This window comes from Streptomyces sp. NPDC056061 (assembly GCF_042266885.1).
Lineage (GTDB): Bacteria > Actinomycetota > Actinomycetes > Streptomycetales > Streptomycetaceae > Streptomyces.
Window position 1 is genome coordinate 921,057 of the sequence record NZ_JBHJWQ010000001.1, and the last position, 21,968, is coordinate 943,024.

Consider the following 21,968-nt stretch of genomic DNA (forward strand, 5'->3'; position numbering starts at 1 on the left):
ACAAGCCCCCGTTGTGTAGCGGCCTAGCACGCTGCCCTCTCACGGCAGTAGCGCCGGTTCGAATCCGGTCGGGGGTACAACAGCAGGACAGAAAAGGGCCCTTCACTCAGGTGAGGGGCCCTTCTGCTTGGTCGTGCACGTGTGTCGCGATGCGGAGGCGCTTGTTGTCCCTGCGGTATGTCTCCCCGTCATGTCCGGGTTCCGCAGCGGGACTTGGGGCGGGACCGGGGTGGCTCCCGACCCGGGATTCGAAGGGGGGCCGCCACGACGCTGGGGCGGCTGGGGGAGAGGGGCGGGGTCAGCCGTTGCGGCGCAGGGCCTCGCTGAGCCGGGCCGCCGAATCGATGACGGCCTGGGCGTGCATCCGGCCGGGGTGGCGGGTCAGCCGCTCGATGGGTCCGGAGACCGAGACGGCGGCGACCACCCGGTTCGAGGGGCCTCGCACCGGCGCGGAGACCGAGGCCACGCCGGGCTCGCGCTCGCCGATCGACTGGGCCCAGCCCCTGCGCCGGACGCCCGAGAGCGCCGTCGCCGTGAAGCGGGCGCCCTGGAGGCCCCGGTGCAGGCGCTCCGGCTCCTCCCAGGCCATCAGGATCTGGGCCGACGAGCCTGCCTTCATGGTGAGCGTGGAGCCGACCGGCACGGTGTCCCGGAGGCCGGACAGTCGCTCCGCCGCCGCCACGCAGATCCGCATGTCGCCCTGGCGCCGGTAGAGCTGCGCGCTCTCGCCCGTGATGTCGCGCAGGTGCGTGAGCACCGGCCCCGCCGTCGCCAGCAGACGGTCCTCGCCCGCCGCGGCCGCCAGCTCCGCGAGCCGGGGGCCGAGAATGAAACGGCCCTGCATGTCCCTCGCCACCATCCGGTGGTGTTCCAGTGCCACGGCCAGTCGATGGGCCGTGGGTCGTGCGAGCCCGGTCGCCGCGACCAGCCCGGCGAGGGTGGCCGGACCGGACTCCAGGGCGCTCAATACCAGAGCCGCCTTGTCGAGAACGCCGACGCCGCTAGAGTTGTCCATACGACGATACTCCCGTCTCACTCTGTGAAACGCAAGTTCAATTCTCGGCGGAAGTTGCGAACCTGTACGAGCGGCCGCACAACGGCCCGCAGCCACCGCCCCGCTCGGGGGTCCGGACGGCGGCGCACCAATCTCTAGTTGGGCCGGCGAAGACGCCGGTCGGAGGGAAAGCGATGGGTAGGACACTCGCGGAGAAGGTCTGGGACGACCATGTCGTCCGGCGCGCCGAAGGTGAGCCCGACCTCCTCTTCATCGATCTGCACCTGCTGCACGAGGTGACCAGCCCCCAGGCCTTCGACGGCCTCCGGCAGGCGGGTCGCCGGGTCCGGCGCCTCGACCTCACCATCGCCACCGAGGACCACAACACCCCGACCCTCGACATCGACAAGCCGATCGCCGACCCGGTCTCCCGCGCGCAGCTGGAGACCCTGCGCAAGAACTGCGCCGAGTTCGGGGTGCGGCTGCACCCGCTGGGCGACGTCGAGCAGGGCGTCGTGCACGTGGTCGGCCCGCAGCTGGGCCTGACCCAGCCCGGCACCACGGTCGTCTGCGGCGACTCCCACACCTCCACGCACGGCGCCTTCGGCGCGTTGGCGTTCGGTATCGGCACCAGCCAGGTCGAGCACGTCCTGGCCACCCAGACGCTGCCCATGGTCCGCCCGAAGACCATGGCCATCACCGTCGACGGCGAACTGCCCGACGGCGTCACCGCCAAGGACCTGATCCTCGCGATCATCGCCCGGATCGGCACCGGCGGCGGTCAGGGGTACGTCCTCGAATACCGCGGCCCGGCCATCGAGAAGCTCTCGATGGAGGCCCGGATGACCATCTGCAACATGTCGATCGAGGCGGGCGCCCGGGCCGGCATGATCGCCCCGGACGAGACGACCTTCGCCTATCTGAAGGGCCGCGACCACGCCCCGCAGGGCGAGGACTGGGACGCCGCCGTCGCGTACTGGAAGACGCTGCGCACCGACGACGACGCGGTCTTCGACGCCGAGGTTGTCATCGACGCCGCGGAGCTGGCCCCGTTCGTCACCTGGGGCACCAACCCCGGCCAGGGCGCGCCGCTGTCGGCCAACGTCCCCGACCCGGCTTCGTACGAGGACGCCTCGGAGCGCAGCGCCGCCGAAAAGGCCCTGGAATACATGGGGTTGACCGCCGGGCAGCCGCTGCGCGACATCAACGTGGACACCGTGTTCGTAGGTTCCTGCACCAATGGGCGCATCGAGGACCTGCGCAACGCGGCCGAGGTCCTGGGCGGTCGCAAAGTCGCCGACGGGGTACGGATGCTGGTCGTCCCGGGTTCCGTCCGGGTCGCTCTCCAGGCCGTCGAGGAGGGCCTGGACAAGGTCTTCACCGCCGCCGGAGCCGAGTGGCGGCACGCCGGCTGCTCGATGTGCCTCGGCATGAACCCCGACCAGCTGGCCCCCGGCGAGCGTTCCGCCTCCACCTCGAACCGCAACTTCGAGGGCCGGCAGGGCAAGGGTGGCCGTACCCACCTGGTCTCCCCGCAGGTCGCCGCCGCCACCGCCGTGCTGGGTCACCTGGCCTCGCCCGCCGACCTGTCCGACGCCGACGTCCGTACGCCCGCTGGAGTCTAGGAACCATGGAAGCCTTCACCACACACACCGGCCGGGCCGTCCCGCTGCGCCGCAGCAACGTCGACACCGACCAGATCATCCCCGCCCACTGGCTGAAGAAGGTCACTCGCGACGGCTTCGAGGACGGACTCTTCGAAGCCTGGCGCAAGGACGAGGACTTCGTTCTCAACCGTCCCGAGCGCAGCGGTGCGACGGTGCTGGTGGCCGGTCCCGACTTCGGCACCGGGTCGTCCCGCGAGCACGCCGTCTGGGCGCTGCAGAACTACGGCTTCAAGGCCGTCGTCTCCTCCCGGTTCGCCGACATCTTCCGCGGCAACTCGCTGAAGAACGGGCTGTTGACCGTCGTGCTCGACCAGGGCACCGTCGACGCGCTCTGGGAACTCACCGAGGCCGACCCGACGGCCGAGATCACCGTCGACCTGGAGGCCCGGCAGGTCCGTGCCGAGGGCATCACGGCCGATTTTGATCTCGACGAGAACGCCCGCTGGCGCCTGCTGAACGGCCTGGACGACATCAGCCTCACCCTTCAGAACGAAGCGGACATCGCGGCATACGAGGTGGCAAGGCCGACCTTCAAGCCCCGTACAATTAACGCCTGAGCAGCGCGTTTCCAGGACTGCGCCCCCTGCCTTCTGGTAGGGGGCGCAGTCGCTTGTTGAGACCCCGTCGGGCGACAACTCGCCCCAGATGGCACAATCGGTGCATGGAACGCGACAGCCAACTCACGCTTTACGGCCAAGTCGCCGACCGTTTGAAGGAAGCGCACACAAGAGTGCGCGCACTGCAAGTCCCGGAGGGCGTACGGATGGCGCTGTCCCGGAAGCTGTTGGTCATCACGGCCGCGGCTAAGCACGATCTCCCGGATGCGGCAAGGCGTCTGGACCGGTTGATGAAGGACCTCGATGAGGGCCGATTCCCCGAAGGTGAGTGACGCTGCGGAACTGCGCAGCGGTCGACTTCGTTGCGGCACTAGGGTGATTAGCCCGTTTCGTGTTTGATTTGCGGTATATATCTGCCTAACGTGCGAAAACGCTTGAACACTTTCGTTCTGGCAATGTCTCCGAAGGGGAAGACGTGAACAAGGCGCAGCTCGTAGAAGCGATTGCCGACAAGCTCGGCGGCCGTCAGCAGGCCGCGGACGCCGTCGACGCGGTGCTCGACGCGATCGTCCGTGCGGTCGTCGCCGGGGACCGTGTCTCGGTCACCGGTTTCGGCTCGTTCGAGAAGGTCGACCGCCCGGCCCGGTACGCCCGCAACCCGCAGACGGGTGAGCGCGTGCGGGTCAAGAAGACCTCCGTGCCGCGCTTCCGCGCGGGACAGGGGTTCAAGGACCTGGTGAGCGGCTCGAAGAAGCTCCCCAAGCATGACGTGGCCGTGAAGAAGGCGCCCAAGGGCAGCCTGTCCGGCGGTGCTTCCACCCGCACGACGGCCAAGGCCGCCGCCAAGAAGGCCGCCGCGAAGAAGGCCGTGGCGAAGAAGACGACCGCCAAGAAGACGACCGCCGCGAAGAAGACCACGGCGGCGGCGAAGAAGACGACGGCGACGAAGAAGACCGCGGCCGCGGCGAAGAAGGCGACGGCCGCCAAGAAGACCGCGCCGGCCAAGAAGGCCGTGGCGAAGAAGGCGCCCGCCAAGAAGACCACGGCGCGCAAGACCACGGCGAAGAAGACCACCGCACGGAAGAAGTGAGGCCGGGCAGTACAGGGCCGCTCACACGCGCCGGGCCGGGCTCCCCTCGGGGAGCCCGGCCCGCGGGCTGTCCGGGCAGGGGCGGTGCGCGGTGCCGCCCGGAAGGCGTGTTGTGCCGCTCGGGAGACGCGCCGTGCCGTTCAGAAGGTCTGGAGCGTCACCAGGGTGATCCGGAGCCCCGCGCCCTCGCCGCTGCCCTCGATCCGCACCCGCTGCCCCGGACGCAGCAGTCGCAGGCCGCCCGCCTCGAAGGCCCGGGCATCGAACTCCACCGGGGTGCCGTCGTCGAGCAGCACGCTGCCGGTGCGGGTCTCGGGGTCGTACGTGTACGCGGTCGCCTGCATGGACGGCAGCCTATCGGTCCGCCCGGGCGGCGCCGGCCGACCACCGTCGCGCCGTGTGCGGGCCCACGCCGAGAGCGAGAGCCGCCCGGAGGTCCTCGCCGGTGTCCACGTCCTGCCGGACCGAGTCGATGCCGGGCAGCGTGATTTCCACCGCGCCGGAGTCGAGATGCCGAGTCCGGGAACGGCCGCCGAATAGCGGACGCAATTCGACCTCGGGGGCGGCCGACAGAAATGTTGTTCCTATTCCGGTGGCATCGGTGACGAATGTGCGAGGGAAAGTGGCCGAGAATTCGAGCGTCCGGGCCAATTCCGCGGGACGCAGTGCCGGGAGATCCGCGTTGAGCGCGGCGAGCGCGGCCCCGGGACGCCGGGCCCGCACCGTCCGCGCGCCGTGCGCCAGGGCCGCGTTGAGCCCCCGGTCCGGTTCGTCGGGAACGATCCGCGCGCCGAGGGCGGCGAGCGCTGCACCGGCCCGCGGGTCGTCCGTGACGACCACCACATCCCGTACCGCCGGGCACACCAGGGCGGCGGCCACGGTGTCCTCGGCGAACGCGAGGGCCAGCCGGGGCCGCAGGGCGTCGCCCGTTGTCGGCGCCAGCCTGCTCTTGGCCCGCACCAAGGGCTTCAACGGGACGACCAGGGTCCAGGGACCGGTCGGGTCGGTGTTCGTGGCGATCTCCCCCTCGCTGGACGTCGCCGCCCATTCTCGCCCGTCGGCGCGAGAACCCGGGGGGTCGGTCCGGAAAGCGGGGCGTACGGTGTTCTCGACAGAGCAGGGGCCTGGGGCGAGACTTGACCGTCGGTAGCCAGGCAGAGTTCAGGTCCTTAGAGGAAGGTGTCCGAGTGTCCCGCCGCAGAATCGGCTTCTGGTACCGCCTGGCGGCGGTCATCGCAAAACCGCCGCTGGTGGTTCTGTTCAAGCGTGACTGGCGGGGAATGGAGCATATTCCGGCCGACGGCGGATTCATCACTGCGGTCAACCACAACTCGTATCTGGACCCGCTCTCCTACGCCCATTTCCAGTACAACACCGGTCGCGTGCCGCGGCTCCTCGCCAAGGCGGGCCTGTTCAAGGCGCCGTTCGTCGGAATGATGCTGCGCGGCACCGGCCAGATCCCGGTGTACCGCGAGACGACCAACGCGCTGGACGCCTTCCGGGCCGCCGTCGACGCCATCGAGCGCGGCGAGTGCGTCGCCTTCTACCCCGAGGGCACCCTCACCCGGGACCCCGACATGTGGCCGATGGCCGGCAAGACGGGCGCGGCACGGGTCGCGCTGCTCACGAAGGTTCCGGTGATCCCGGTCGCCCAGTGGGGCGCCAACCTGGCGATGCCGCCGTACGCCAGAACAAAGAAGCTCCGGCTCTTCCCCCGCAAGACCCTCCGGGTCCAGGCCGGGCCGCCCGTCGACCTCTCCCGGTTCCACGACGAGCAGCCGACGCCGGAGGTCCTGCGCGAGGCGACCGAGGCCATCATGGCCGCGATCACCGAGCAGCTGGAGATCGTACGGGGCGAGAAGGCCCCCGCCGAGCCGTACGATCACCGCAGGGCGCGCGCGGAGCAGCGCCGCAAGGCCGAAGGAAAGGGACCCAAGTGACGCACCCCGCAAAGGCGGCCGTCTTCGGAACCGGCTCATGGGGTACGGCCTTCGGCATGGTGCTCGCCGACGCCGGCTGCGAGGTCACCCTCTGGGGCCGCCGTGCCGAGGTCGCCGAGGCCATCAACACGACCCGGACCAACCCGGACTACCTCCCCGGGATCGAGCTCCCCGCGTCGCTCCGGGCCACCACCGACGCCGCCGAGGCGCTGGACGGCGCCGACTTCGCCGTGCTCGTGGTGCCCTCGCAGACCCTGCGCGCCAACCTCGCCGACTGGACCCCGCACCTGGGTCCCGAGACCGTGCTCGTCTCGATGATGAAGGGTGTCGAACTCGGCACCGCGAAGCTGATGAGCGAGGTCGTCCAGGACGTCACCCGGGTTTCCGCGGACCGCGTCGCCGTCATCACCGGCCCCAACCTCGCCAAGGAGATCGCCGAACGCCGGCCCGCCGCCGCCGTCGTCGCCAGCAGCGACGAGTCCGTGGCCCGGCGCCTCCAGGCCGCGTGCCACACCTCGTACTTCCGCCCCTACACCGTCACCGACGTGGTCGGCTGCGAACTCGGCGGCGCGGTCAAGAACGTCATCGGCCTCGCCGTCGGCATCGCGGACGGCATGGGCCTCGGCGACAACGCCAAGGGATCGCTGATCACCCGGGGCCTCGCCGAGACCACCCGGCTCGGCCTCGCCATGGGCGCCGACCCGCTGACCTTCTCCGGCCTCGCCGGACTCGGCGACCTGGTGGCGACCTGCTCCTCGCCGCTCTCGCGCAACCACACCTTCGGCGCCAACCTCGGCCGGGGCATGACCCTCCAGGAGACGATCGCGGTCACCAAGCAGACCGCGGAGGGCGTCAAGTCCTGCGAATCGGTGCTGGATCTGGCACGTCGGCACGGCGTCGACATGCCGATCACCGAGACGGTCGTCGGGATCGTCCACGGCGGCAAGCCGCCGATGGTCGCGCTGGCGGAGCTGATGTCGCGCAGCACGAAGCCCGAACGGCGCTGACGGCGGGGCCGGGGCGGGCAGGGCGGTGAACCTGCGCGGACACCGCCCCCGGCGGCCCCGGCCGCACTGACGCACCGGATACCAGCAGGTACGCTCGACGCGATATGAGCAGCGAGAACCTCCCCCAGAGCCCGGAGCGGCAGCTCCGCAAGCCGCGTGTGGCCGTCGTCTTCGGCGGCCGCAGCTCCGAACACGGCATCTCGGTCGTCACCGCGGGCGCCGTCCTGAACGCCATCGACCGCAGCACGTACGACGTCCTGCCGATCGGCATCACGACGGACGGCCGCTGGGCGCTCACCGCCGACGAACCCGAACGCATGGCCATCACGGACCGCGGGATGCCGGACGTCGACGAGCTCGCCGAGTCCGCCGAGGGCGGCGTGGTGCTCTCCGTCGACCCCGGCAGCCGCGAAGTCACCTACAGCGAGCCCGGCTCGGTGCCCAAGGCGCTCGGCGAGGTCGACGTCGTCTTCCCCGTGCTGCACGGCCCGTACGGCGAGGACGGCACCCTCCAGGGGCTGCTGGAGCTCTCCGGGGTGCCGTACGTCGGCGCCGGGGTGCTCGCCTCGGCGGTCGGCCAGGACAAGGAGTACATGAAGCGGGTCTTCACCTCCTTCGGACTGCCGGTCGGCCCGTATCTCGTGGTGCGTCCCCGCGAGTGGGAGGCGGACGCCTCCGCCGTCCGCAAGCGCATCGTGGACTTCGCCGGGGACCACGGCTGGCCGCTCTTCGTGAAGCCCGCCCGGGCCGGCTCGTCCTTCGGCATCACCAAGGTCGACGGTCTGTCCGGCCTCGACGAGGCGATCGAGGAGGCCCGCCGCCACGACCCGAAGTTCCTCGTCGAGTCGCTGCTGCGGGGCCGCGAGATCGAGTGCGGAGTGCTGGAGTTCGAGGACGGGCCGCGGGCCAGCGTGCCCGCCGAGATCCCCCCGGTGACCTCGCACGACTTCTACGACTTCGAGGCCAAGTACATCGACTCGGCGTCCGGGATCGTGCCCGCCCCGCTCACCGAGGAGCAGACGGCCGAGGTCCAGCGCCTCGCGATCGAGGCGTTCGAAGCCGTCTCCTGCGAGGGCCTGGTGCGCGCCGACTTCTTCCTCACCGAGGACGGCGGGTTCGTGATCAACGAGATCAACACCCTGCCGGGCTTCACCCCGATCTCCATGTACCCGCGGATGTGGCAGGAGAGCGGCGTGAGCTACCCGGAGCTGGTGGACCGGCTGATCCAGGCCGCGTTGAACCGGTCGACCGGCCTTCGCTGAGAGCCGGTCGGGACCTCCGGCCGCGGGCCGGGCCGACCGGCTCCGCGGCCGTTGCGCGCGATGCAGGGCGTGTGCTCCCACAGGGGAGATCGCACGCCCTGCCGCACGTCCTCACAGACTGGGCGGCACCGTCCTGCCGACGGCCCGGGCGAACGCGGCCAACGGGCTCGCGTCGTGCGCGTAGGCCGGGGAGAAACTCACCTCGACGTACGCCTTGCGGAAGGTCGTCGTGAAGCGCGGGGCGCCGTCGTCCGACTGCTCCAGCATCCACTCCACACCGTCCGCGTCCAGGGCCTTGGAATTGGGGTCGTCCATCTTCACGGGCCGGGGCACCCCGCAGCGCAGTACGATCTCCCCGTCCCCCCAGGCGGCGGTCAGTTCGGACTCCGGCGCGGTGTCGCCGCGGTCGAGTCCGGCAACGGTCCCAGGCAACTCCTTGTGCAGTGCGCGGCAGTACGTCGCGGCCTGCGCGGACGGCGTGGGAACCGTGACCGACGGCGCCGCGTCCGTCGCGGAACAGCCCGCCGCGGCCAGCAGGAGCGTGGCGACGGACGGACCGAGAAACATGGGATGGCCGAACCGGCGGCGCGATGATGTCACCGGCCCAGGGTAGACGGGGACTACAGATGGACGACCGGGCAGGTCAGGGTTCTGGTGATGCCTTCCACCTGCTGGACCTTGGCGACCACCATGCGGCCGAGTTCGTCGACGGTGTCGGCCTGGGCGCGCACGATCACGTCGTAGGGGCCGGTGACGTCCTCCGCCTGCACCACTCCCGGAATACTGGAGATGGTCGCGGCGACGGTCGACGCCTTGCCCACCTCGGTCTGAATGAGGATGTACGCCTGTACCACGGAACCTCCAGGGCGGCCACGAGGATCGTGTGGGGGGAAAGGGACGCCACGGTATCGCGTCGCCGCGGGCCGCGGGGAGACCCGAGGGCCTGTTGCCGCCCACGGCGTGGCGTGTGCACGAGGCAAGTTGACGTATCTCTTGACAGTACCGACAGCAGTGACGGCCCGCGACCGCACACGCGGTGGTGCGCAGGGGCGACGGGGGCGCACCGGGGAGTACCGGTGCAGACTGCACCCTGCGGCGGCGGCCGGTCCACGAACCGGACCCCGCGCCGTAGAGGCGGCCCGGACGAGTGTCCGGCGCGACAGATGAGAGGTGGGACTCGGTGAAGGGAACCGTGGGCGAGTTGGGGGAGTTCGGGCTCATCAGGGAGTTGACGTCCCGGCTCACCACCACTCCGGCGGTACGGCTCGGCCCCGGCGACGACGCCGCGGTCGTCTCCGCTCCCGACCGCAGGGTCGTGGCCAGCACGGACATCCTGCTGGAGGGGCGGCACTTCCGCCGCGACTGGTCGACCGCGTACGACGTCGGCCGCAAGGCCGCCGCCCAGAACCTCGCCGACATCGCCGCCATGGGCGCCGTGCCCACCGCGCTGCTGCTCGGCCTGGTGGTCCCTGCCGAGCTCCCGGTCACCTGGGCCGGGGAGTTGATGGACGGACTGCGCGACGAATGCCAGGTCGCCGGTGCGGCCGTGGTCGGCGGGGACGTGGTGCGCGGCGAGACGATCACCGTCTCGATCACCGCACTCGGCGATCTGCGCAACCACGAACCGGTCACCCGGTCCGGGGCCCAGCCCGGCGACGTCGTCGCCGTGACCGGCTGGCTCGGCTGGTCCGCCGCCGGCTACGCCGTGCTCTCCCGCGGCTTCCGCTCGCCGCGCGCCTTCGTCGAGGCCCATCGGCGTCCCGAGCCGCCGTACCACGCGGGCCCTGCCGCCGCCGGGCTCGGTGCCACCGCGATGACCGACGTGAGCGACGGACTGGTGGCCGACCTCGGGCACATCGCCGAGGCCAGCAACGTCCGGATCGACCTGCGTTCGGGGCTCATCGACATCCCCTCGCAGATGTGCGACATCGGCCAGGCCGTCGGCGTGGACCCGCTCCAGTGGGTGCTGACCGGGGGAGAGGACCACGCGATCGTCGCCACCTTCCCGCCCGACGTGAAGCTGCCCGCCCGCTGGAAGGTGATCGGCGAGGTTCTCAACCCCTCCGCGCTGCCCCAGGTCACGGTCGACGGGGCGCCCTGGACCAGCACGAGCGGCTGGGACCATTTCGGCGGCATAGAGGACACCCAGTAGCGGGGCGCGCTGACCGCCCGCGCTCGGGGACGCGGCAGCCACCCAGTAGATTCGGGGCATGCCGATACCCGCTGCCGCACCCGCCCGTGTGCTCACCGTCGCCGGATCCGATTCCGGCGGCGGCGCGGGCATCCAGGCCGACCTGAAGACGATGCTGGCGTTCGGCGTGCACGGGATGAGCGTGCTGACCGCCGTCACCGCCCAGAACTCGCTGGGAGTGCGGGGCGCCTGGGACCTGCCGGCCGAGGCCGTGCGCGCCCAGTACCGGGCGGTGGCCGACGACATCGGCGTGCAGGCGGTGAAGACCGGCATGCTGTCGTCGGCCGTCCTCGTGGACACCGTCGCCGAACTCCTCGCCGGTACGGACGCCCCGGTCGTCGTGGACCCGGTCGGGGTCTCCAAGCACGGCGATCCGCTGCTGGCCGCCGAAGCGCTCGACTCGGTACGCACACGACTGCTGCCCGTCGCCACCGTCGCCACCCCGAACCTGGACGAGGTGGCGCAGCTCACCGGGGAGACGATCACGGACGAGCCCGGAATGCGGCGGGCCGCCGCCGCACTGCTTGGCCTCGGGCCGCGCTGGGTCGTCGTCAAGGGCGGGCACCTGCCCGGCGAACCCGTCGACCTGCTCACGGACGGTGACGAGGTGCACTGGCTGCGCGCACCGCGGCACGACAACCGGCACACCCACGGCACCGGCTGCACCCTCGCCTCGGCCATCGCCTGCGGGCTCGCCCTGGGGCAGGACGTGCCCACGGCGGTACGGGAGGCCAAGGCGTACGTCACCGGCGCGATCGCGGCGGGCTTCCCGCTGGGCGCGGGAATCGGACCGGTCGACCACGGCTGGCGGTCGCGCGGCTGACGGCCCCGCCCGCGAAGAGCGGTGCGTACCGGTGGATGCCCTCCGGTGCGGACGGCGCGCGCCGTCCGTACGGCATCCGTACGGCAGGAGCACAGCAAAAAGCCGGCCCACCGAGGTGGACCGGCTTTTCGGGCAACCGGAAGGCTGCGCTACGACGGGAACGTCAGCGCGCGACCTTGCCGGCCTTGATGCACGAGGTGCAGACGTTGAGCCGCTTCGGCGTCCGACCGACCACGGCACGCACGCGCTGGATGTTGGGGTTCCAGCGACGGGACGTACGGCGGTGCGAGTGCGAAATGTTGTTGCCGAAGCCCGGCCCCTTGCCGCAGACGTCGCAGTTGGCAGCCACGGGTCACTCCAAAGACTTCAGATGCACTTACAGTGAATTCCGGCGCGCCGGAATCATTTGACTGAAGTGGCGGTACCGGAGAGATGGCCCGATTCGCATCGGGCAACCGAAGCAGCATACAACGGCTGCGTCGGCTGAACGAAACTACCACGGCTTCGGCCGCCCCCGTCCCGCCCCTGTCCCCGCGGGAACCGGCCCACGGGGACTACTCTGCGGTGCAGCCGGTCACGACCGGCCGATCCCCGAGGAGGACCTACAGGTGCCGCAGCCCGCCGACGACATGGACGGCGTCGCGGTGCGCACCTGGTGCTCGCTGGCCCTGGACGCGCTGGGCCGGGAGCGCGCGGCGATCGACGCGATCAACGTGTATCCCGTCGCCGACGGGGACACCGGAACGAACCTCTACCTGACCGTGGAATCCGCGACCCAGGCCGTCGAAGCGGTCTTCGCCGCCCACGAGACCGGAACGACCGTGCCCGCCGCCGCCGACGCGGTACGCGCCATGGCGCACGGGGCGCTCATCGGTGCCCGGGGCAACTCCGGCACGATCCTGGCCCAGTTGCTGCGCGGCATGGCCGGGGTGCTGGCCGACGGGCACGGCGCGGACCACCTGCGCCGGGCCCTGGCCGCGGCTGCCGCCGCCGCCCGCCGGGCCGTCGCCCATCCCGTCGAGGGCACCGTGCTCACGGTGGCCGCCGCAGCCGCCGAGGCCGCCGCGCACACGGCGGACGACGCCTCCGCCGCGACGGTCGCGCAGGCGGCGTACCGGGGGGCGCTGACGGCCCTGGAGGCGACGCCGGGACAGCTCGCGGTGCTCGGCCGGGCGGGCGTCGTGGACGCCGGGGGACAGGGGCTGGTGACCGTGCTCGGGGCGCTCGTCGAGGCGCTCTCCGGGCAGGCGCCCGCACCCGCGCACCCGACCGGCAGGCCCGCCCCCGCGGCGGTCCCCCCGGCGTCGGAGGAATGCGCGGCGGGCGGACCGGCCTTCGAGGTCATCTACCTGCTGGAGGCCGACGACGACGCCGTGGACCGGCTGCGTGCCCGGCTCGACCGGCTCGGCGACTCGCTGGTCGTGGTGGGTGGCGACGGGCTGTGGAACGTCCACGTCCACGTCGACGACGCGGGCGCCGCGGTGGAGGCCGGAGTCGAGGCGGGACGGCCGTACCGCATCCGGATCACCCACTTCGGCGCCGACCGGGTGCCGCCCCACACCGAACCCGTGCAGCGCGCGGTCGTCGTGGTGGTGCCCGGCGACGGGCTGCGCGGCCTGTGCGAGGAGGCCGGGGCGACGACGGTCCTGGCCCGCCCCGGGGAGCCGCCCGCCAGCGGCGAGATCGTCGACGCGATCCGCCGGGCACATGCCCGCGAGGTCGTGCTCCTGCCCAACGACGCCGAGTTGCGGCACACCGCCGCGGCCGCCGCCGAACAGGCCCGCGCCGAGGGGGTCCGGGTCGCTCTGGTCCCGACCCGGGCCGCCGTGCAGGGCGTGGCGGCCCTCGCCGTCCACGAGCCGGGCCGCAGCTTCGACGAGGACGTGGTGGCGATGACCGCCGCGGCCGGCGCCACCCGCTACGCCGAACTCGCCGTCGCCGAGCGGCAGTCGTGGACCATGGCGGGCATCTGCCAGGCCGGCGACGTGCTGGGGCTGATCGACGGCGACGTCGCGGTCATCGGCCGGGACGTGCCGGGAACGGCGCGCGACGTGCTCGACCGGATGCTGGCGGCGGGCGGCGAACTCGTCACCCTGGTCCTCGGCGAGAACGTTCCGGACAGCCTGGCCGACGCGCTGGAGGAGCACGTGCGCGAGGGATATCTGGCCGTGGACACGGTGGTGTACCGCGGCGGGCGCCAGCGTGCGCCGCTGCTGATCGGGGTGGAGTAGGGCGGCGCGCGGACGGCGCTTCCCCGCACGTCGCCGGGGCGGCGGACCCGACATCGTCCGGAGGCGTCCCGACATCTGTCAGTGGTGTGGTGTGCAATGGATCGCGTGTCTGCGTTCGATGAACCCCTCAGGAAGCTGCTCGGCGGAGCCACCGCGAAGGTGATGGCCGACCACCTCGACCTGCACACGGTCGGTGATCTGCTGCACCACTACCCGCGGCGGTACGAGGAGCGCGGCCGGCTCACGGCGCTGACCGACCTCCCGCTGGACGAGCACGTGACGGTGGTCGCCCAGGTCGCCGACGCCCGCGTGATGATGTTCAACAACGGCCGCGGCAAGCGGCTCGAAGTGACCCTCACCGACGGGCACGGCCGTCTACAGCTGGTCTTCTTCGGCCACGGCGTCTACAAACCGCACAAGGAGCTGCTGCCCGGCAGACGGGCCATGTTCGCGGGCAAGGTCTCCGTCTTCAACCGGAAGATGCAGCTCGCCCACCCCACGTACCAACTCCTGGACGTCCAGGACACCGACGAGGCCGCGGAGGCGGTGGACGCGTTCGCCGGGCGGCTGCTGCCGATCTACCCGGCCTGCAAGCAACTGGACTCCTGGCGGATCGCGAAGGCCGTCGACACCGTGCTGCCCAGCGCCGTGGAGGCCGTCGACCCGCTGCCGCCCGCCCTGCGGGAGGGGCGCGGGTTCGCCTCGCTCCCGGAGGCGCTGCTGAAGGTCCACCGCCCGCAGACCAAGGCGGACATCGCCCTGGCCAGGGACCGGCTGAAGTGGGACGAGGCATTCGTCCTCCAGGTCGCGCTGGCCCGCCGCAGGTACGCGGACACCCAGCTCCCGGCCGCCGCCCGCAGACCCCGGCCCGGCGGACTGCTCGACGCCTTCGACGCGAAGCTGCCGTTCACCCTCACCGAGGGGCAGCGCAAGGTCTCCGCGGAGATCTTCGACGACCTGGCGACCGAGCACCCGATGCACCGGCTGCTCCAGGGGGAGGTCGGTTCGGGCAAGACCATGGTCGCGCTGCGGGCGATGCTCGGCGTCGTCGACGCGGGCGGGCAGGCCGCCATGCTCGCCCCCACCGAGGTGCTGGCCCAGCAGCACCACCGGTCCATCACCGAGATGATGGGTGAGCTGGCCGAGAATTGGGGACTGTGGCGCGAAGCGCCTCCCCAGGAGGGTGGCGACGGGCGACAGCCGGGAATGCCGGGGGGTTCCGGGCAGGGCACGAAGGTGGTGCTGCTCACCGGTTCCATGGGCGCCGCCGCCCGTCGGCAGGCCCTGCTCGACCTCGTCACCGGCGAGGCCGGGATCGTGATCGGCACCCATGCCCTGATCGAGGACAAGGTGAAGTTCCACGACCTGGGCCTGGTCGTCGTCGACGAGCAGCACCGCTTCGGGGTGGAGCAGCGCGACGCCCTGCGCTCCAAGGGCAAGCAGCCGCCGCACCTGCTGGTCATGACCGCCACCCCCATTCCCCGGACGGTCGCCATGACCGTCTTCGGAGACCTGGAGACGTCCGTGCTCGACCAGCTGCCGGCGGGCCGCTCGCCGATCGCCAGCCACGTCGTACCGGCCAAGGACAAGCCGCACTTCCTCAGCCGTGCCTGGGAACGCGTCCGCGAGGAAGTTGAGAACGGGCACCAGGCGTACGTGGTCTGCCCGCGCATCGGCGACGACGCCGACGACGAGCCGACGGGCGGGAAGGCGGCCGGGAAGGCGGCCAGCGGGAAGGCCGGGAAGGCGGCGGCCGAGGAGGACGGCGAGAAGCGCCCGCCGCTCGCCGTCCTGGACATCGCCGCACAGCTCGCCGGGGGGCCGCTGGCCGGACTGCGCGTCGAGGTGCTGCACGGCAGGATGAATCCGGACGACAAGGACGACGTGATGCGTCGCTTCGCCGCCGGTCAGGCCGACGTCCTCGTCGCCACCACCGTCATCGAGGTCGGGGTCAACGTCCCCAACGCGACCGCCATGGTGATCATGGACGCCGACCGGTTCGGGGTCTCCCAGCTGCACCAGCTGCGCGGCCGGGTCGGCCGGGGCTCCGCGCCCGGCCTGTGCCTGCTGGTCAGTGAGGCCCACGAGGCGAGTCCCGCCCGCGCCCGGCTCTCCGCCGTCGCGTCCACCCTCGACGGCTTCGAGCTGTCCCGGATCGACCTCGAACAGCGGCGCGAGGGCGATGTCCTCGGCCAGGCCCAGTCGGGGGTGCGCTCCTCGTTGCGGATGCTCACCGTCATCGACGACGAGGAGGTCATCGCCGCCGCCCGTGAGGAGGCCGCGGCGATCGTCGCCGCCGATCCCGACCTGGAGAAGCTGCCCGAGCTGCGGACCGCCCTGGACGCCCTGCTGGACAAGGAGCGCGAGCAGTACCTCGACAAGGGGTGAGCGGCGGGCGACGGCCGGGCCGCCGCGACGGGTGCGCGGGCCCGTTCCGGCGCGACCCCATATCGTGGACGGCACGGCACCGCGGCACCCTGCGGACCACCCACGAACCGAGGAAGAGACACCCATGACCCGCGTGATCGCCGGCTCGGCCGGCGGACGCCGCCTGGCCGTCCCGCCCGGCACCGGTACCCGTCCCACCTCCGACCGTGCGCGCGAGGGCCTCTTCTCCACCTGGGAGTCCCTCCTGGGCAGCCTCGACGGCACCCGGGTCGCGGATCTGTACGCGGGCTCCGGCGCCGTCGGCCTGGAGGCGCTCTCCCGCGGGGCGGCCCACGCCCTGCTCGTCGAGACCGACCCCGCGGCCGCCCGCGTCGTGCGGGACAACGTCCGCACCCTCGGCCTGCCCGGCGCCGAGGTGCGCACCGGCAGGGCCGAGCAGATCGTCTCGGGACCGCCCCCCGCGCAGCCGTACGACGTGGTGTTCCTGGACCCGCCGTACGCCGTGACCGACGGCGATCTTGGCGAGATACTGATCACACTCCGTGCTCAGGGGTGGCTCACGACGGACGCACTCGTCACCGTGGAACGCAGCACCCGAGGCGGAGAATTCGGTTGGCCCGAGGGATTCGAGCCACTGCGGTCCCGTCGCTACGGCGAAGGCACGCTTTGGTACGGTCGCGCCGCCTCTACGTGCGAAGACGCACGATGACCGCACCGGAGAGCGAGGGAATCACGTTGCGCCGCGCCGTCTGTCCGGGGTCCTTCGACCCCATCACCAACGGACATCTCGACATCATTGGCCGTGCCTCGAAGCTGTACGACGTCGTACACGTCGCCGTGATGATCAACCAGTCCAAGAAGGGCCTGTTCACGGTCGACGAGCGCATCGACCTGATCCGCCAGGTCACCGCCGAGTTCGGCAACGTCCAGGTCGAGTCGTTCCACGGCCTCCTCGTCGACTTCTGCAAGCAGCGCGACATCCCGGCGATCGTGAAGGGTCTGCGCGCCGTCAGCGACTTCGACTACGAGCTCCAGATGGCCCAGATGAACAACGGTCTGTCCGGTGTCGAGACGCTCTTCGTGCCGACCAATCCGACCTACAGCTTCCTGTCGTCCTCCCTGGTCAAGGAGGTCGCCGCCTGGGGCGGCGACGTCTCCCACCTGCTTCCCCCGGTGGTGCAGGAAGCCCTCGCCGAACGCCTCCGGGCCCGGTGACCGGCTGACAGGACGTCACCAGGTGTCGGGCGGGAGCCGACTGGCCGTACAGTCGTCCCGTCCGTCTCCAATCGGCTGTAGAGAGTGGCGAGCACACGGTGGACGTGCAGAAGAAGCTCGACGAGATCGTCGAGATGGTCGGCAGCGCCCGGTCCATGCCCATGTCGGCTTCGTGCGTGGTCAACCGCGCCGAACTGCTCGCGATGCTCGAAGAGGTGCGCGAGGCCCTGCCCGACTCGCTCGCCCACGCCCAGCAGCTCATCGGCGGCCAGGAGCAGCTGGCCGAGCAGGCCCGTCAGGAGGCCGAGCGGATCATCGAGGCCGCACACGCCGAGCGCACCTCGCTGATCTCCGGGACCGAGGTCGCCCGGCAGTCCCAGGCAGAGGCCGACCGCATCCTTGGCGAGGCCCGCCAGGAGGCCCAGGAGGTCCGCGCCGAGGCCGACGAGTACGTCGACAGCAAACTCGCCAACTTCGAGGTCGTCCTCACCAAGACCATCGGCTCCGTCGACCGGGGCCGCGAGAAGCTCCTCGGCCGCGGGGGTCCCTTCGACGAGCAGGGGCACCAGGACCCGGACTTCGCCGAGGCCCCCGAGCGCAGCACCGACCCGGACACCCTCCGGCGCCGGGCGGACGAGTACGTGGACACCAAGCTGGGAGCCTTCGAAGCCGTACTGGCCAAGACCCTGGAGGCGGTCGGCCGCGGGCGGCAGAAGCTGCACGGCCGGATCCCCACCGACGACCTCGGCGCGCACGTGGCCGCCCAGGACGCGGCGGGCAACCCGGTGCGCATCAGCGACGAGGACCACTGGGCCGGTCTGGCCGAGCTCGCCACCCCGCAACAGCCGCAGTCGCCGCCGCAGCAGGACCACCAGCAGGCCCAGCCGCACTTCCCCGCCCAGGCCCAGCCCGCCTACGCGGAGACGTACGGGTACCCGGAGCAGCCGCAGCAGCAGCCCGACCCGTACGCCGCCTACCAGCAGCAGCCCGATCCGTACGCCGCCTACCAGCAGCAGGACTACGGCCAGGGCGGGGCGCAGCTGCCGGGCCAGGGCTACGACGGCTGGCAGCAGCAGCCCGCGCAGAGCCCGCAGGCGTTCCAGCCGCAGGTTCCCTCGCACGGCGAGAGCGCCCTCGACGAGACCAGCCTGTTCGACACCAGCATGATCGACCTGGACCAGCTGCGCCGGTACGAACAGGAACGCTGACAGGCGCGGCGGGCCCCGTCCGAGCCGCGCGGAACGCGGACGGGACCGGCACCGACCCCGCAGGAGCGGGGACCGGGGACCGGCCGGGCCGCGGACGGGATCGGCCGGATTGGGACCTGGGCGGCGCGTCCAGTATCCTGGCTCATCGGTCGCGCGTATGTCCGCGATCCCGGCTGCCCGTTTCGTATCCGATTCCGGTCGGCCCTCCCCACGGCGCGTGATGCTCATGATCTCGAAAGCAGGAAAAGCCCTGAACGGCCACCTCGACCACCGAAACCCCCTCGTGTTCGACACGCACGAGCTGGGCCGGCGTCCCGGTGCGCTCCAGCGGCTGACCCGCACGGTGGAAGCACCCGGTTCACCGGCTCTCGGCATCGACGAAGTCATCGGTGTGCCGGAAGGCGCGCCCGTGGAGCTGGAGCTCCGCCTCGAATCGGTCATGGAAGGGGTGCTTGTCACAGGCACCGCCCGTGCGTCGGCCGAGGGGGAGTGCGTAAGGTGTCTGGAGCCGCTGCGCCAAGAGGTCGTGGCGGACTTCCAGGAGATGTTCTCGTACCCTGACGCCGACGACCGGGGCCGTGCGATCAAGCCGGAACCGGGCGACGACGCCGAGGACGACGAGGACAGGCTCTTCGTCGAGGACGGCTTGTTCGACCTCGAACCCGTGCTGCGTGACGCGGTGGTGCTCGCACTGCCGATGCAGCCGGTGTGCCGGGAGTCATGCGCCGGTCTGTGTTCCGAATGCGGAATCAGGCTGGACGAGAACCCCGGTCATCACCACGATGCCGTCGACATGCGTTGGGCGGCATTGCAAGGACTCGCCGACACCATTCAGGACGGCGAGAAGGACAACATGGGCGGCGCCGATGCGGGCGTCGACGAGAAGCAGGAGAAGTAGCCGTGGCTGTTCCGAAGCGGAAGATGTCGCGCAGCAACACGCGCCACCGCCGGTCGCAGTGGAAGGCTGCGGTCCCCACCCTGGTTTCGTGCGAGCGTTGCCAGGAGCCGAAGCTGCAGCACATCGCGTGCCCCAGCTGCGGCACGTACAACAAGCGCCAGGTCCTCGAGGTCTGAGCGGCTGGTGAGAGGCTCGATGTCTGAGTTGTCCAACGGCAAGAAGCAGGCAGACAACGTCAACACAGCCTCGTCCCACACGCTTCTGGAAGGGCGGCTCGGGTATCACCTTGAGTCCGCCCTTCTGGTGCGTGCGCTGACCCATCGTTCGTACGCGTACGAGAACGGCGGTCTGCCCACCAACGAGCGGCTCGAATTCCTCGGGGATTCGGTGCTCGGCCTGGTGGTCACGGACACGCTTTACCGCACCCACCCCGACCTGCCCGAAGGCCAGCTGGCCAAGTTGCGGGCCGCGGTGGTCAACTCGCGGGCGCTTGCGGAAGTGGGCCGCGGCCTCGAACTCGGCTCGTTCATCCGGCTCGGCCGCGGTGAAGAGGGCACGGGTGGCAGGGACAAGGCATCCATCCTCGCCGACACGCTCGAAGCGGTGATCGGCGCGGTCTATCTCGACCAGGGCCTCGACGCGGCCTCGGAGCTGGTTCACCGGCTCTTCGACCCGCTGATCGACAGGTCCTCCAACCTCGGTGCCGGCCTGGACTGGAAGACCAGCCTCCAGGAGCTCACCGCGAGCGAGGGCCTCGGCGTTCCCGAGTACCTCGTCACGGAGACCGGCCCGGACCACGAGAAGACCTTTACTGCTGCCGCTCGCGTCGGTGGTGTCTCGTACGGCACCGGCACCGGCCGTAGCAAGAAGGAAGCGGAGCAGCAGGCGGCGGAGTCCGCCTGGCGCGAGATCAGCGCCGCCGCGGAAGCGCGGGAGGCGTCGGCGAAGGCCGCCGCCGACGGAGGGGCCGCCGACACCCCTGCCGCCCCGTCGTCCGCGGACGTCGCTCCGGCCTGACCCGAGAACCCCCCTGGTGCCCCGCGCACCGGGGGGTTTTCGCTGCCCGGATATTCTTTTTTCCTGCCGCCGGTTCACCGGCCGGACGGTCCCCTTTCCCTGTCCCCCTTTCCCTGTCCTCTTCCGTTCAGCCCCCAGGAGCGACGCCGTGCCCGAGCTGCCCGAGGTCGAAGTCGTACGACGGGGACTGGAGCGCTGGGTCTCCGGCCGCACGGTGAGGGACGTCGAGGTGCTGCACCCGCGCGCGGTCCGCCGTCATCTCGCGGGCGGAGTGGACTTCGCGGCCCGGCTCGGCGGGGCCGGCCTCGGAACGGCCAAGCGCCGGGGCAAGTACCTCTGGGTGCCACTGAACGACGAGTCCAGCTCGTTGCTGGGACATCTCGGCATGAGCGGCCAGCTCCTCGTTCAGCCGCAGGACGCGCCCGACGAGAAGCACCTGCGCATCAGGATCCGCTTCGACGACGCGCTCGGCACCGAGCTGCGCTTCGTCGACCAGCGCACCTTCGGCGGTCTCTCGATCCACGGGAACACCCCCGAGGGACTGCCCGACACCATCGCGCACATCGCCCGCGATCCCCTGGACCCGGCCTTCGACGACGCGGCGTTCCACGCCACGCTGCGGCTGCGCCGTACGACGATCAAACGGGCCCTGCTCGACCAGTCGCTGATCAGCGGGGTCGGCAACATCTACGCGGACGAGGCGCTCTGGCGCGCCCGGCTGCACTACGACCGCCCGACCGCGGCCCTGACCCGCCCGAAGTCCGCCGAACTGCTCGGCCACGTCCGCGACGTGATGACCGAGGCGCTCGGCCAGGGCGGCACCAGCTTCGACAGTCTCTACGTCAACGTGAACGGCGAGTCGGGATACTTCGACCGCTCGCTGGACGCGTACGGCAGGGAGGGCGAGCCCTGCCGCCGCTGCGGCTCGCCGATGCGGCGCCGGGCGTGGATGAACCGCTCCAGCTACTACTGCCCGCGCTGTCAGCGACCGCCGCGCACGGTTTCCTGAACGCCTTCCCGAAGATCTTCCCGGACGTCTTCCGGCACCGGTCCGGCCCCGGCTTCCCGGCCCGGGCGGGCGGTGTCGTAGTGGGTCCGGGCCCGGAGCACCTCGGGCATCCGGTCCTCCACGAGTTCGATCAGGGCGAGCAGCCGCTCGGCGACCTGGCGGCCCAGATCAGTCAGCTCGTAGTCCACGCGGAGCGGATGGGCCGGCCGGGCCTCGCGGTGGACCAGGCCGTCCCGTTCCAGCGCGTGCAGGGTCTGCGAGAGCATCTTCTCGCTCACCCCGTCCACCCGGCGGCGCAGCTCGTTGAAGCGGAAGCCGCCCTCGTACAGCGCGCCCAGCGTCAGACTGCCCCAGCGCCCGGTGACGTGCTCCAGGGTGCCGCGGGAGGGGCACCGCCGGGAGAACACGTCGAAGGCGAGCGCGTCCGCCCCGGTCTCCTCGTCCATGGCGGTCAGCCTACGGCGTGGAGCA

General features: G+C 71.3%; 24 protein-coding genes, 1 tRNA gene and 1 pseudogene. 19 read left to right on the forward strand and 7 right to left on the reverse strand.

Translation table 11 applies throughout. The features are described from left to right. Positions 1 to 4: 4 nt before the first annotated feature. Positions 5 to 77 (forward strand) — tRNA-Glu (locus ACFC79_RS03950). Between the two features lie 221 nt (positions 78 to 298). Here the strand turns inward: ACFC79_RS03950 and ndgR are convergent. Then, the gene (gene ndgR, locus ACFC79_RS03955) at positions 299 to 1,015 is read right to left on the reverse strand and encodes an IclR family transcriptional regulator NdgR (RefSeq protein ID WP_030928691.1); all 717 of its coding nucleotides are present in this window, start codon (positions 1,013 to 1,015) and stop codon (positions 299 to 301) included. Positions 1,016 to 1,188: 173 nt separating this feature from the next. Between ndgR and leuC the strand changes: the two genes are divergently transcribed. The 4 genes from leuC to ACFC79_RS03975 all read left to right on the forward strand — a co-directional run bounded on the left by leuC (position 1,189) and on the right by ACFC79_RS03975 (position 4,308). After that, on the forward strand, positions 1,189 to 2,619 hold the full coding sequence (leuC, locus tag ACFC79_RS03960; protein WP_376234774.1) for a 3-isopropylmalate dehydratase large subunit: 1,431 nt from the start codon (positions 1,189 to 1,191) through the stop codon (positions 2,617 to 2,619). Between the two features lie 5 nt (positions 2,620 to 2,624). Beyond that, positions 2,625 to 3,218 carry a 3-isopropylmalate dehydratase small subunit gene (gene leuD / locus ACFC79_RS03965; protein WP_376234776.1) on the forward strand — a complete coding sequence of 198 codons (594 nt, stop codon included), beginning with the start codon at positions 2,625 to 2,627 and terminating at the stop codon, positions 3,216 to 3,218. 104 nt (positions 3,219 to 3,322) lie between these two features. After that, positions 3,323 to 3,550, forward strand: coding sequence for a hypothetical protein (locus ACFC79_RS03970; RefSeq protein ID WP_376234778.1), 228 nt, complete (start codon positions 3,323 to 3,325; stop codon positions 3,548 to 3,550). Between the two features lie 143 nt (positions 3,551 to 3,693). Beyond that, the gene (locus ACFC79_RS03975; protein WP_376234780.1) at positions 3,694 to 4,308 is read left to right on the forward strand and encodes an HU family DNA-binding protein; all 615 of its coding nucleotides are present in this window, start codon (positions 3,694 to 3,696) and stop codon (positions 4,306 to 4,308) included. A 140-nt stretch (positions 4,309 to 4,448) separates the two neighbouring features. Here ACFC79_RS03975 and ACFC79_RS03980 read toward each other — a convergent pair whose 3' ends face one another. Then, the gene (locus tag ACFC79_RS03980; protein ID WP_376234783.1) at positions 4,449 to 4,652 is read right to left on the reverse strand and encodes a hypothetical protein; all 204 of its coding nucleotides are present in this window, start codon (positions 4,650 to 4,652) and stop codon (positions 4,449 to 4,451) included. A 10-nt stretch (positions 4,653 to 4,662) separates the two neighbouring features. After that, positions 4,663 to 5,328 (reverse strand): 2-phospho-L-lactate guanylyltransferase, encoded by a 666-nt coding sequence (gene cofC / locus ACFC79_RS03985; RefSeq protein ID WP_376234927.1) that lies wholly within the window; start codon positions 5,326 to 5,328, stop codon positions 4,663 to 4,665. Between the two features lie 167 nt (positions 5,329 to 5,495). On the opposite strand from cofC, the gene ACFC79_RS03990 reads away from it, so the two are divergent. The 3 genes from ACFC79_RS03990 to ACFC79_RS04000 all read left to right on the forward strand — a co-directional run bounded on the left by ACFC79_RS03990 (position 5,496) and on the right by ACFC79_RS04000 (position 8,517). Continuing rightward, complete coding sequence (locus ACFC79_RS03990; protein WP_376234785.1) at positions 5,496 to 6,248, forward strand: lysophospholipid acyltransferase family protein; 753 nt, start codon at positions 5,496 to 5,498, stop codon at positions 6,246 to 6,248. Further along, positions 6,245 to 7,255: an NAD(P)H-dependent glycerol-3-phosphate dehydrogenase gene (locus tag ACFC79_RS03995; RefSeq protein WP_376234788.1), complete on the forward strand. Its 1,011-nt coding sequence runs from the start codon at positions 6,245 to 6,247 to the stop codon at positions 7,253 to 7,255. The genes ACFC79_RS03990 and ACFC79_RS03995 overlap by 4 nt, the downstream gene beginning before the upstream one ends. Positions 7,256 to 7,359: 104 nt before the next feature. Then, a complete protein-coding gene (locus ACFC79_RS04000) occupies positions 7,360 to 8,517 on the forward strand; it encodes a D-alanine--D-alanine ligase family protein (RefSeq protein WP_376234790.1) in 1,158 nt (385 codons plus the stop codon). A gap of 111 nt (positions 8,518 to 8,628) precedes the next feature. On the opposite strand, the gene ACFC79_RS04005 is transcribed toward ACFC79_RS04000, so the two are convergent. Both ACFC79_RS04005 and ACFC79_RS04010 read right to left on the reverse strand, forming a co-directional pair. Continuing rightward, a complete protein-coding gene (locus ACFC79_RS04005) occupies positions 8,629 to 9,084 on the reverse strand; it encodes a DUF3515 domain-containing protein (protein WP_376234930.1) in 456 nt (151 codons plus the stop codon). Between the two features lie 53 nt (positions 9,085 to 9,137). Then, positions 9,138 to 9,371 carry an Lrp/AsnC family transcriptional regulator gene (locus tag ACFC79_RS04010; RefSeq protein WP_376234792.1) on the reverse strand — a complete coding sequence of 78 codons (234 nt, stop codon included), beginning with the start codon at positions 9,369 to 9,371 and terminating at the stop codon, positions 9,138 to 9,140. A gap of 326 nt (positions 9,372 to 9,697) precedes the next feature. On the opposite strand from ACFC79_RS04010, the gene ACFC79_RS04015 reads away from it, so the two are divergent. Continuing rightward, positions 9,698 to 10,669 (forward strand): thiamine-phosphate kinase, encoded by a 972-nt coding sequence (locus ACFC79_RS04015; RefSeq protein WP_376234795.1) that lies wholly within the window; start codon positions 9,698 to 9,700, stop codon positions 10,667 to 10,669. Between the two features lie 58 nt (positions 10,670 to 10,727). After that, positions 10,728 to 11,531, forward strand: coding sequence for a bifunctional hydroxymethylpyrimidine kinase/phosphomethylpyrimidine kinase (thiD, locus tag ACFC79_RS04020; protein WP_376234797.1), 804 nt, complete (start codon positions 10,728 to 10,730; stop codon positions 11,529 to 11,531). A gap of 163 nt (positions 11,532 to 11,694) precedes the next feature. Here thiD and rpmB read toward each other — a convergent pair whose 3' ends face one another. Beyond that, entirely contained in the window at positions 11,695 to 11,880 is a 186-nt protein-coding gene (gene rpmB / locus ACFC79_RS04025) for a 50S ribosomal protein L28 (protein ID WP_030928661.1), read from the reverse strand. Between the two features lie 259 nt (positions 11,881 to 12,139). On the opposite strand from rpmB, the gene ACFC79_RS04030 reads away from it, so the two are divergent. The 9 genes from ACFC79_RS04030 to mutM all read left to right on the forward strand — a co-directional run bounded on the left by ACFC79_RS04030 (position 12,140) and on the right by mutM (position 21,497). Then, positions 12,140 to 13,762 (forward strand): DAK2 domain-containing protein, encoded by a 1,623-nt coding sequence (locus ACFC79_RS04030; RefSeq protein WP_376234800.1) that lies wholly within the window; start codon positions 12,140 to 12,142, stop codon positions 13,760 to 13,762. 96 nt (positions 13,763 to 13,858) lie between these two features. Next, on the forward strand, positions 13,859 to 16,150 hold the full coding sequence (gene recG, locus ACFC79_RS04035; RefSeq protein WP_376234802.1) for an ATP-dependent DNA helicase RecG: 2,292 nt from the start codon (positions 13,859 to 13,861) through the stop codon (positions 16,148 to 16,150). Between the two features lie 124 nt (positions 16,151 to 16,274). Next, the gene (gene rsmD, locus ACFC79_RS04040) at positions 16,275 to 16,859 is read left to right on the forward strand and encodes a 16S rRNA (guanine(966)-N(2))-methyltransferase RsmD (protein WP_376234804.1); all 585 of its coding nucleotides are present in this window, start codon (positions 16,275 to 16,277) and stop codon (positions 16,857 to 16,859) included. 26 nt (positions 16,860 to 16,885) lie between these two features. Further along, the gene (coaD, locus tag ACFC79_RS04045; RefSeq protein WP_376234933.1) at positions 16,886 to 17,365 is read left to right on the forward strand and encodes a pantetheine-phosphate adenylyltransferase; all 480 of its coding nucleotides are present in this window, start codon (positions 16,886 to 16,888) and stop codon (positions 17,363 to 17,365) included. A gap of 98 nt (positions 17,366 to 17,463) precedes the next feature. Continuing rightward, positions 17,464 to 18,573, forward strand: coding sequence for an ATP synthase F0 subunit B (locus ACFC79_RS04050; RefSeq protein ID WP_376234806.1), 1,110 nt, complete (start codon positions 17,464 to 17,466; stop codon positions 18,571 to 18,573). Positions 18,574 to 18,799: 226 nt separating this feature from the next. Next, positions 18,800 to 19,471 carry a DUF177 domain-containing protein gene (locus ACFC79_RS04055; protein ID WP_376234808.1) on the forward strand — a complete coding sequence of 224 codons (672 nt, stop codon included), beginning with the start codon at positions 18,800 to 18,802 and terminating at the stop codon, positions 19,469 to 19,471. 2 nt (positions 19,472 to 19,473) lie between these two features. Further along, complete coding sequence (gene rpmF / locus ACFC79_RS04060; protein WP_003965982.1) at positions 19,474 to 19,647, forward strand: 50S ribosomal protein L32; 174 nt, start codon at positions 19,474 to 19,476, stop codon at positions 19,645 to 19,647. Positions 19,648 to 19,666: 19 nt separating this feature from the next. Then, positions 19,667 to 20,488 (forward strand): ribonuclease III, encoded by an 822-nt coding sequence (gene rnc / locus ACFC79_RS04065; protein WP_376234811.1) that lies wholly within the window; start codon positions 19,667 to 19,669, stop codon positions 20,486 to 20,488. A 148-nt stretch (positions 20,489 to 20,636) separates the two neighbouring features. Continuing rightward, entirely contained in the window at positions 20,637 to 21,497 is an 861-nt protein-coding gene (mutM, locus tag ACFC79_RS04070) for a bifunctional DNA-formamidopyrimidine glycosylase/DNA-(apurinic or apyrimidinic site) lyase (RefSeq protein ID WP_376234814.1), read from the forward strand. Positions 21,498 to 21,553: 56 nt separating this feature from the next. Here mutM and ACFC79_RS04075 read toward each other — a convergent pair. Continuing rightward, positions 21,554 to 21,943, reverse strand: a pseudogene (locus tag ACFC79_RS04075) (winged helix-turn-helix transcriptional regulator); the annotation flags it as partial. Positions 21,944 to 21,968 lie beyond the last annotated feature (25 nt).

Bases quoted from the DNA above. Each gene is read 5' to 3' on its own strand.
- leuC (WP_376234774.1), top strand. From the start codon at position 1,189: ATGGGTAGGACACTCGCGGAGAAGGTCTGGGACGACCATGTCGTCCGG.
- rsmD (WP_376234804.1), top strand. From the start codon at position 16,275: ATGACCCGCGTGATCGCCGGCTCGGCCGGCGGACGCCGCCTGGCCGTC.
- ACFC79_RS04005 (WP_376234930.1), bottom strand. From the start codon at position 9,084: ATGTTTCTCGGTCCGTCCGTCGCCACGCTCCTGCTGGCCGCGGCGGGC.
- ACFC79_RS03980 (WP_376234783.1), bottom strand. From the start codon at position 4,652: ATGCAGGCGACCGCGTACACGTACGACCCCGAGACCCGCACCGGCAGC.
- ACFC79_RS04000 (WP_376234790.1), top strand. From the start codon at position 7,360: ATGAGCAGCGAGAACCTCCCCCAGAGCCCGGAGCGGCAGCTCCGCAAG.
- ndgR (WP_030928691.1), bottom strand. From the start codon at position 1,015: ATGGACAACTCTAGCGGCGTCGGCGTTCTCGACAAGGCGGCTCTGGTA.
- ACFC79_RS03970 (WP_376234778.1), top strand. From the start codon at position 3,323: ATGGAACGCGACAGCCAACTCACGCTTTACGGCCAAGTCGCCGACCGT.
- thiD (WP_376234797.1), top strand. From the start codon at position 10,728: ATGCCGATACCCGCTGCCGCACCCGCCCGTGTGCTCACCGTCGCCGGA.
- ACFC79_RS04055 (WP_376234808.1), top strand. From the start codon at position 18,800: ATGATCTCGAAAGCAGGAAAAGCCCTGAACGGCCACCTCGACCACCGA.
- rnc (WP_376234811.1), top strand. From the start codon at position 19,667: ATGTCTGAGTTGTCCAACGGCAAGAAGCAGGCAGACAACGTCAACACA.
- leuD (WP_376234776.1), top strand. From the start codon at position 2,625: ATGGAAGCCTTCACCACACACACCGGCCGGGCCGTCCCGCTGCGCCGC.
- recG (WP_376234802.1), top strand. From the start codon at position 13,859: ATGGATCGCGTGTCTGCGTTCGATGAACCCCTCAGGAAGCTGCTCGGC.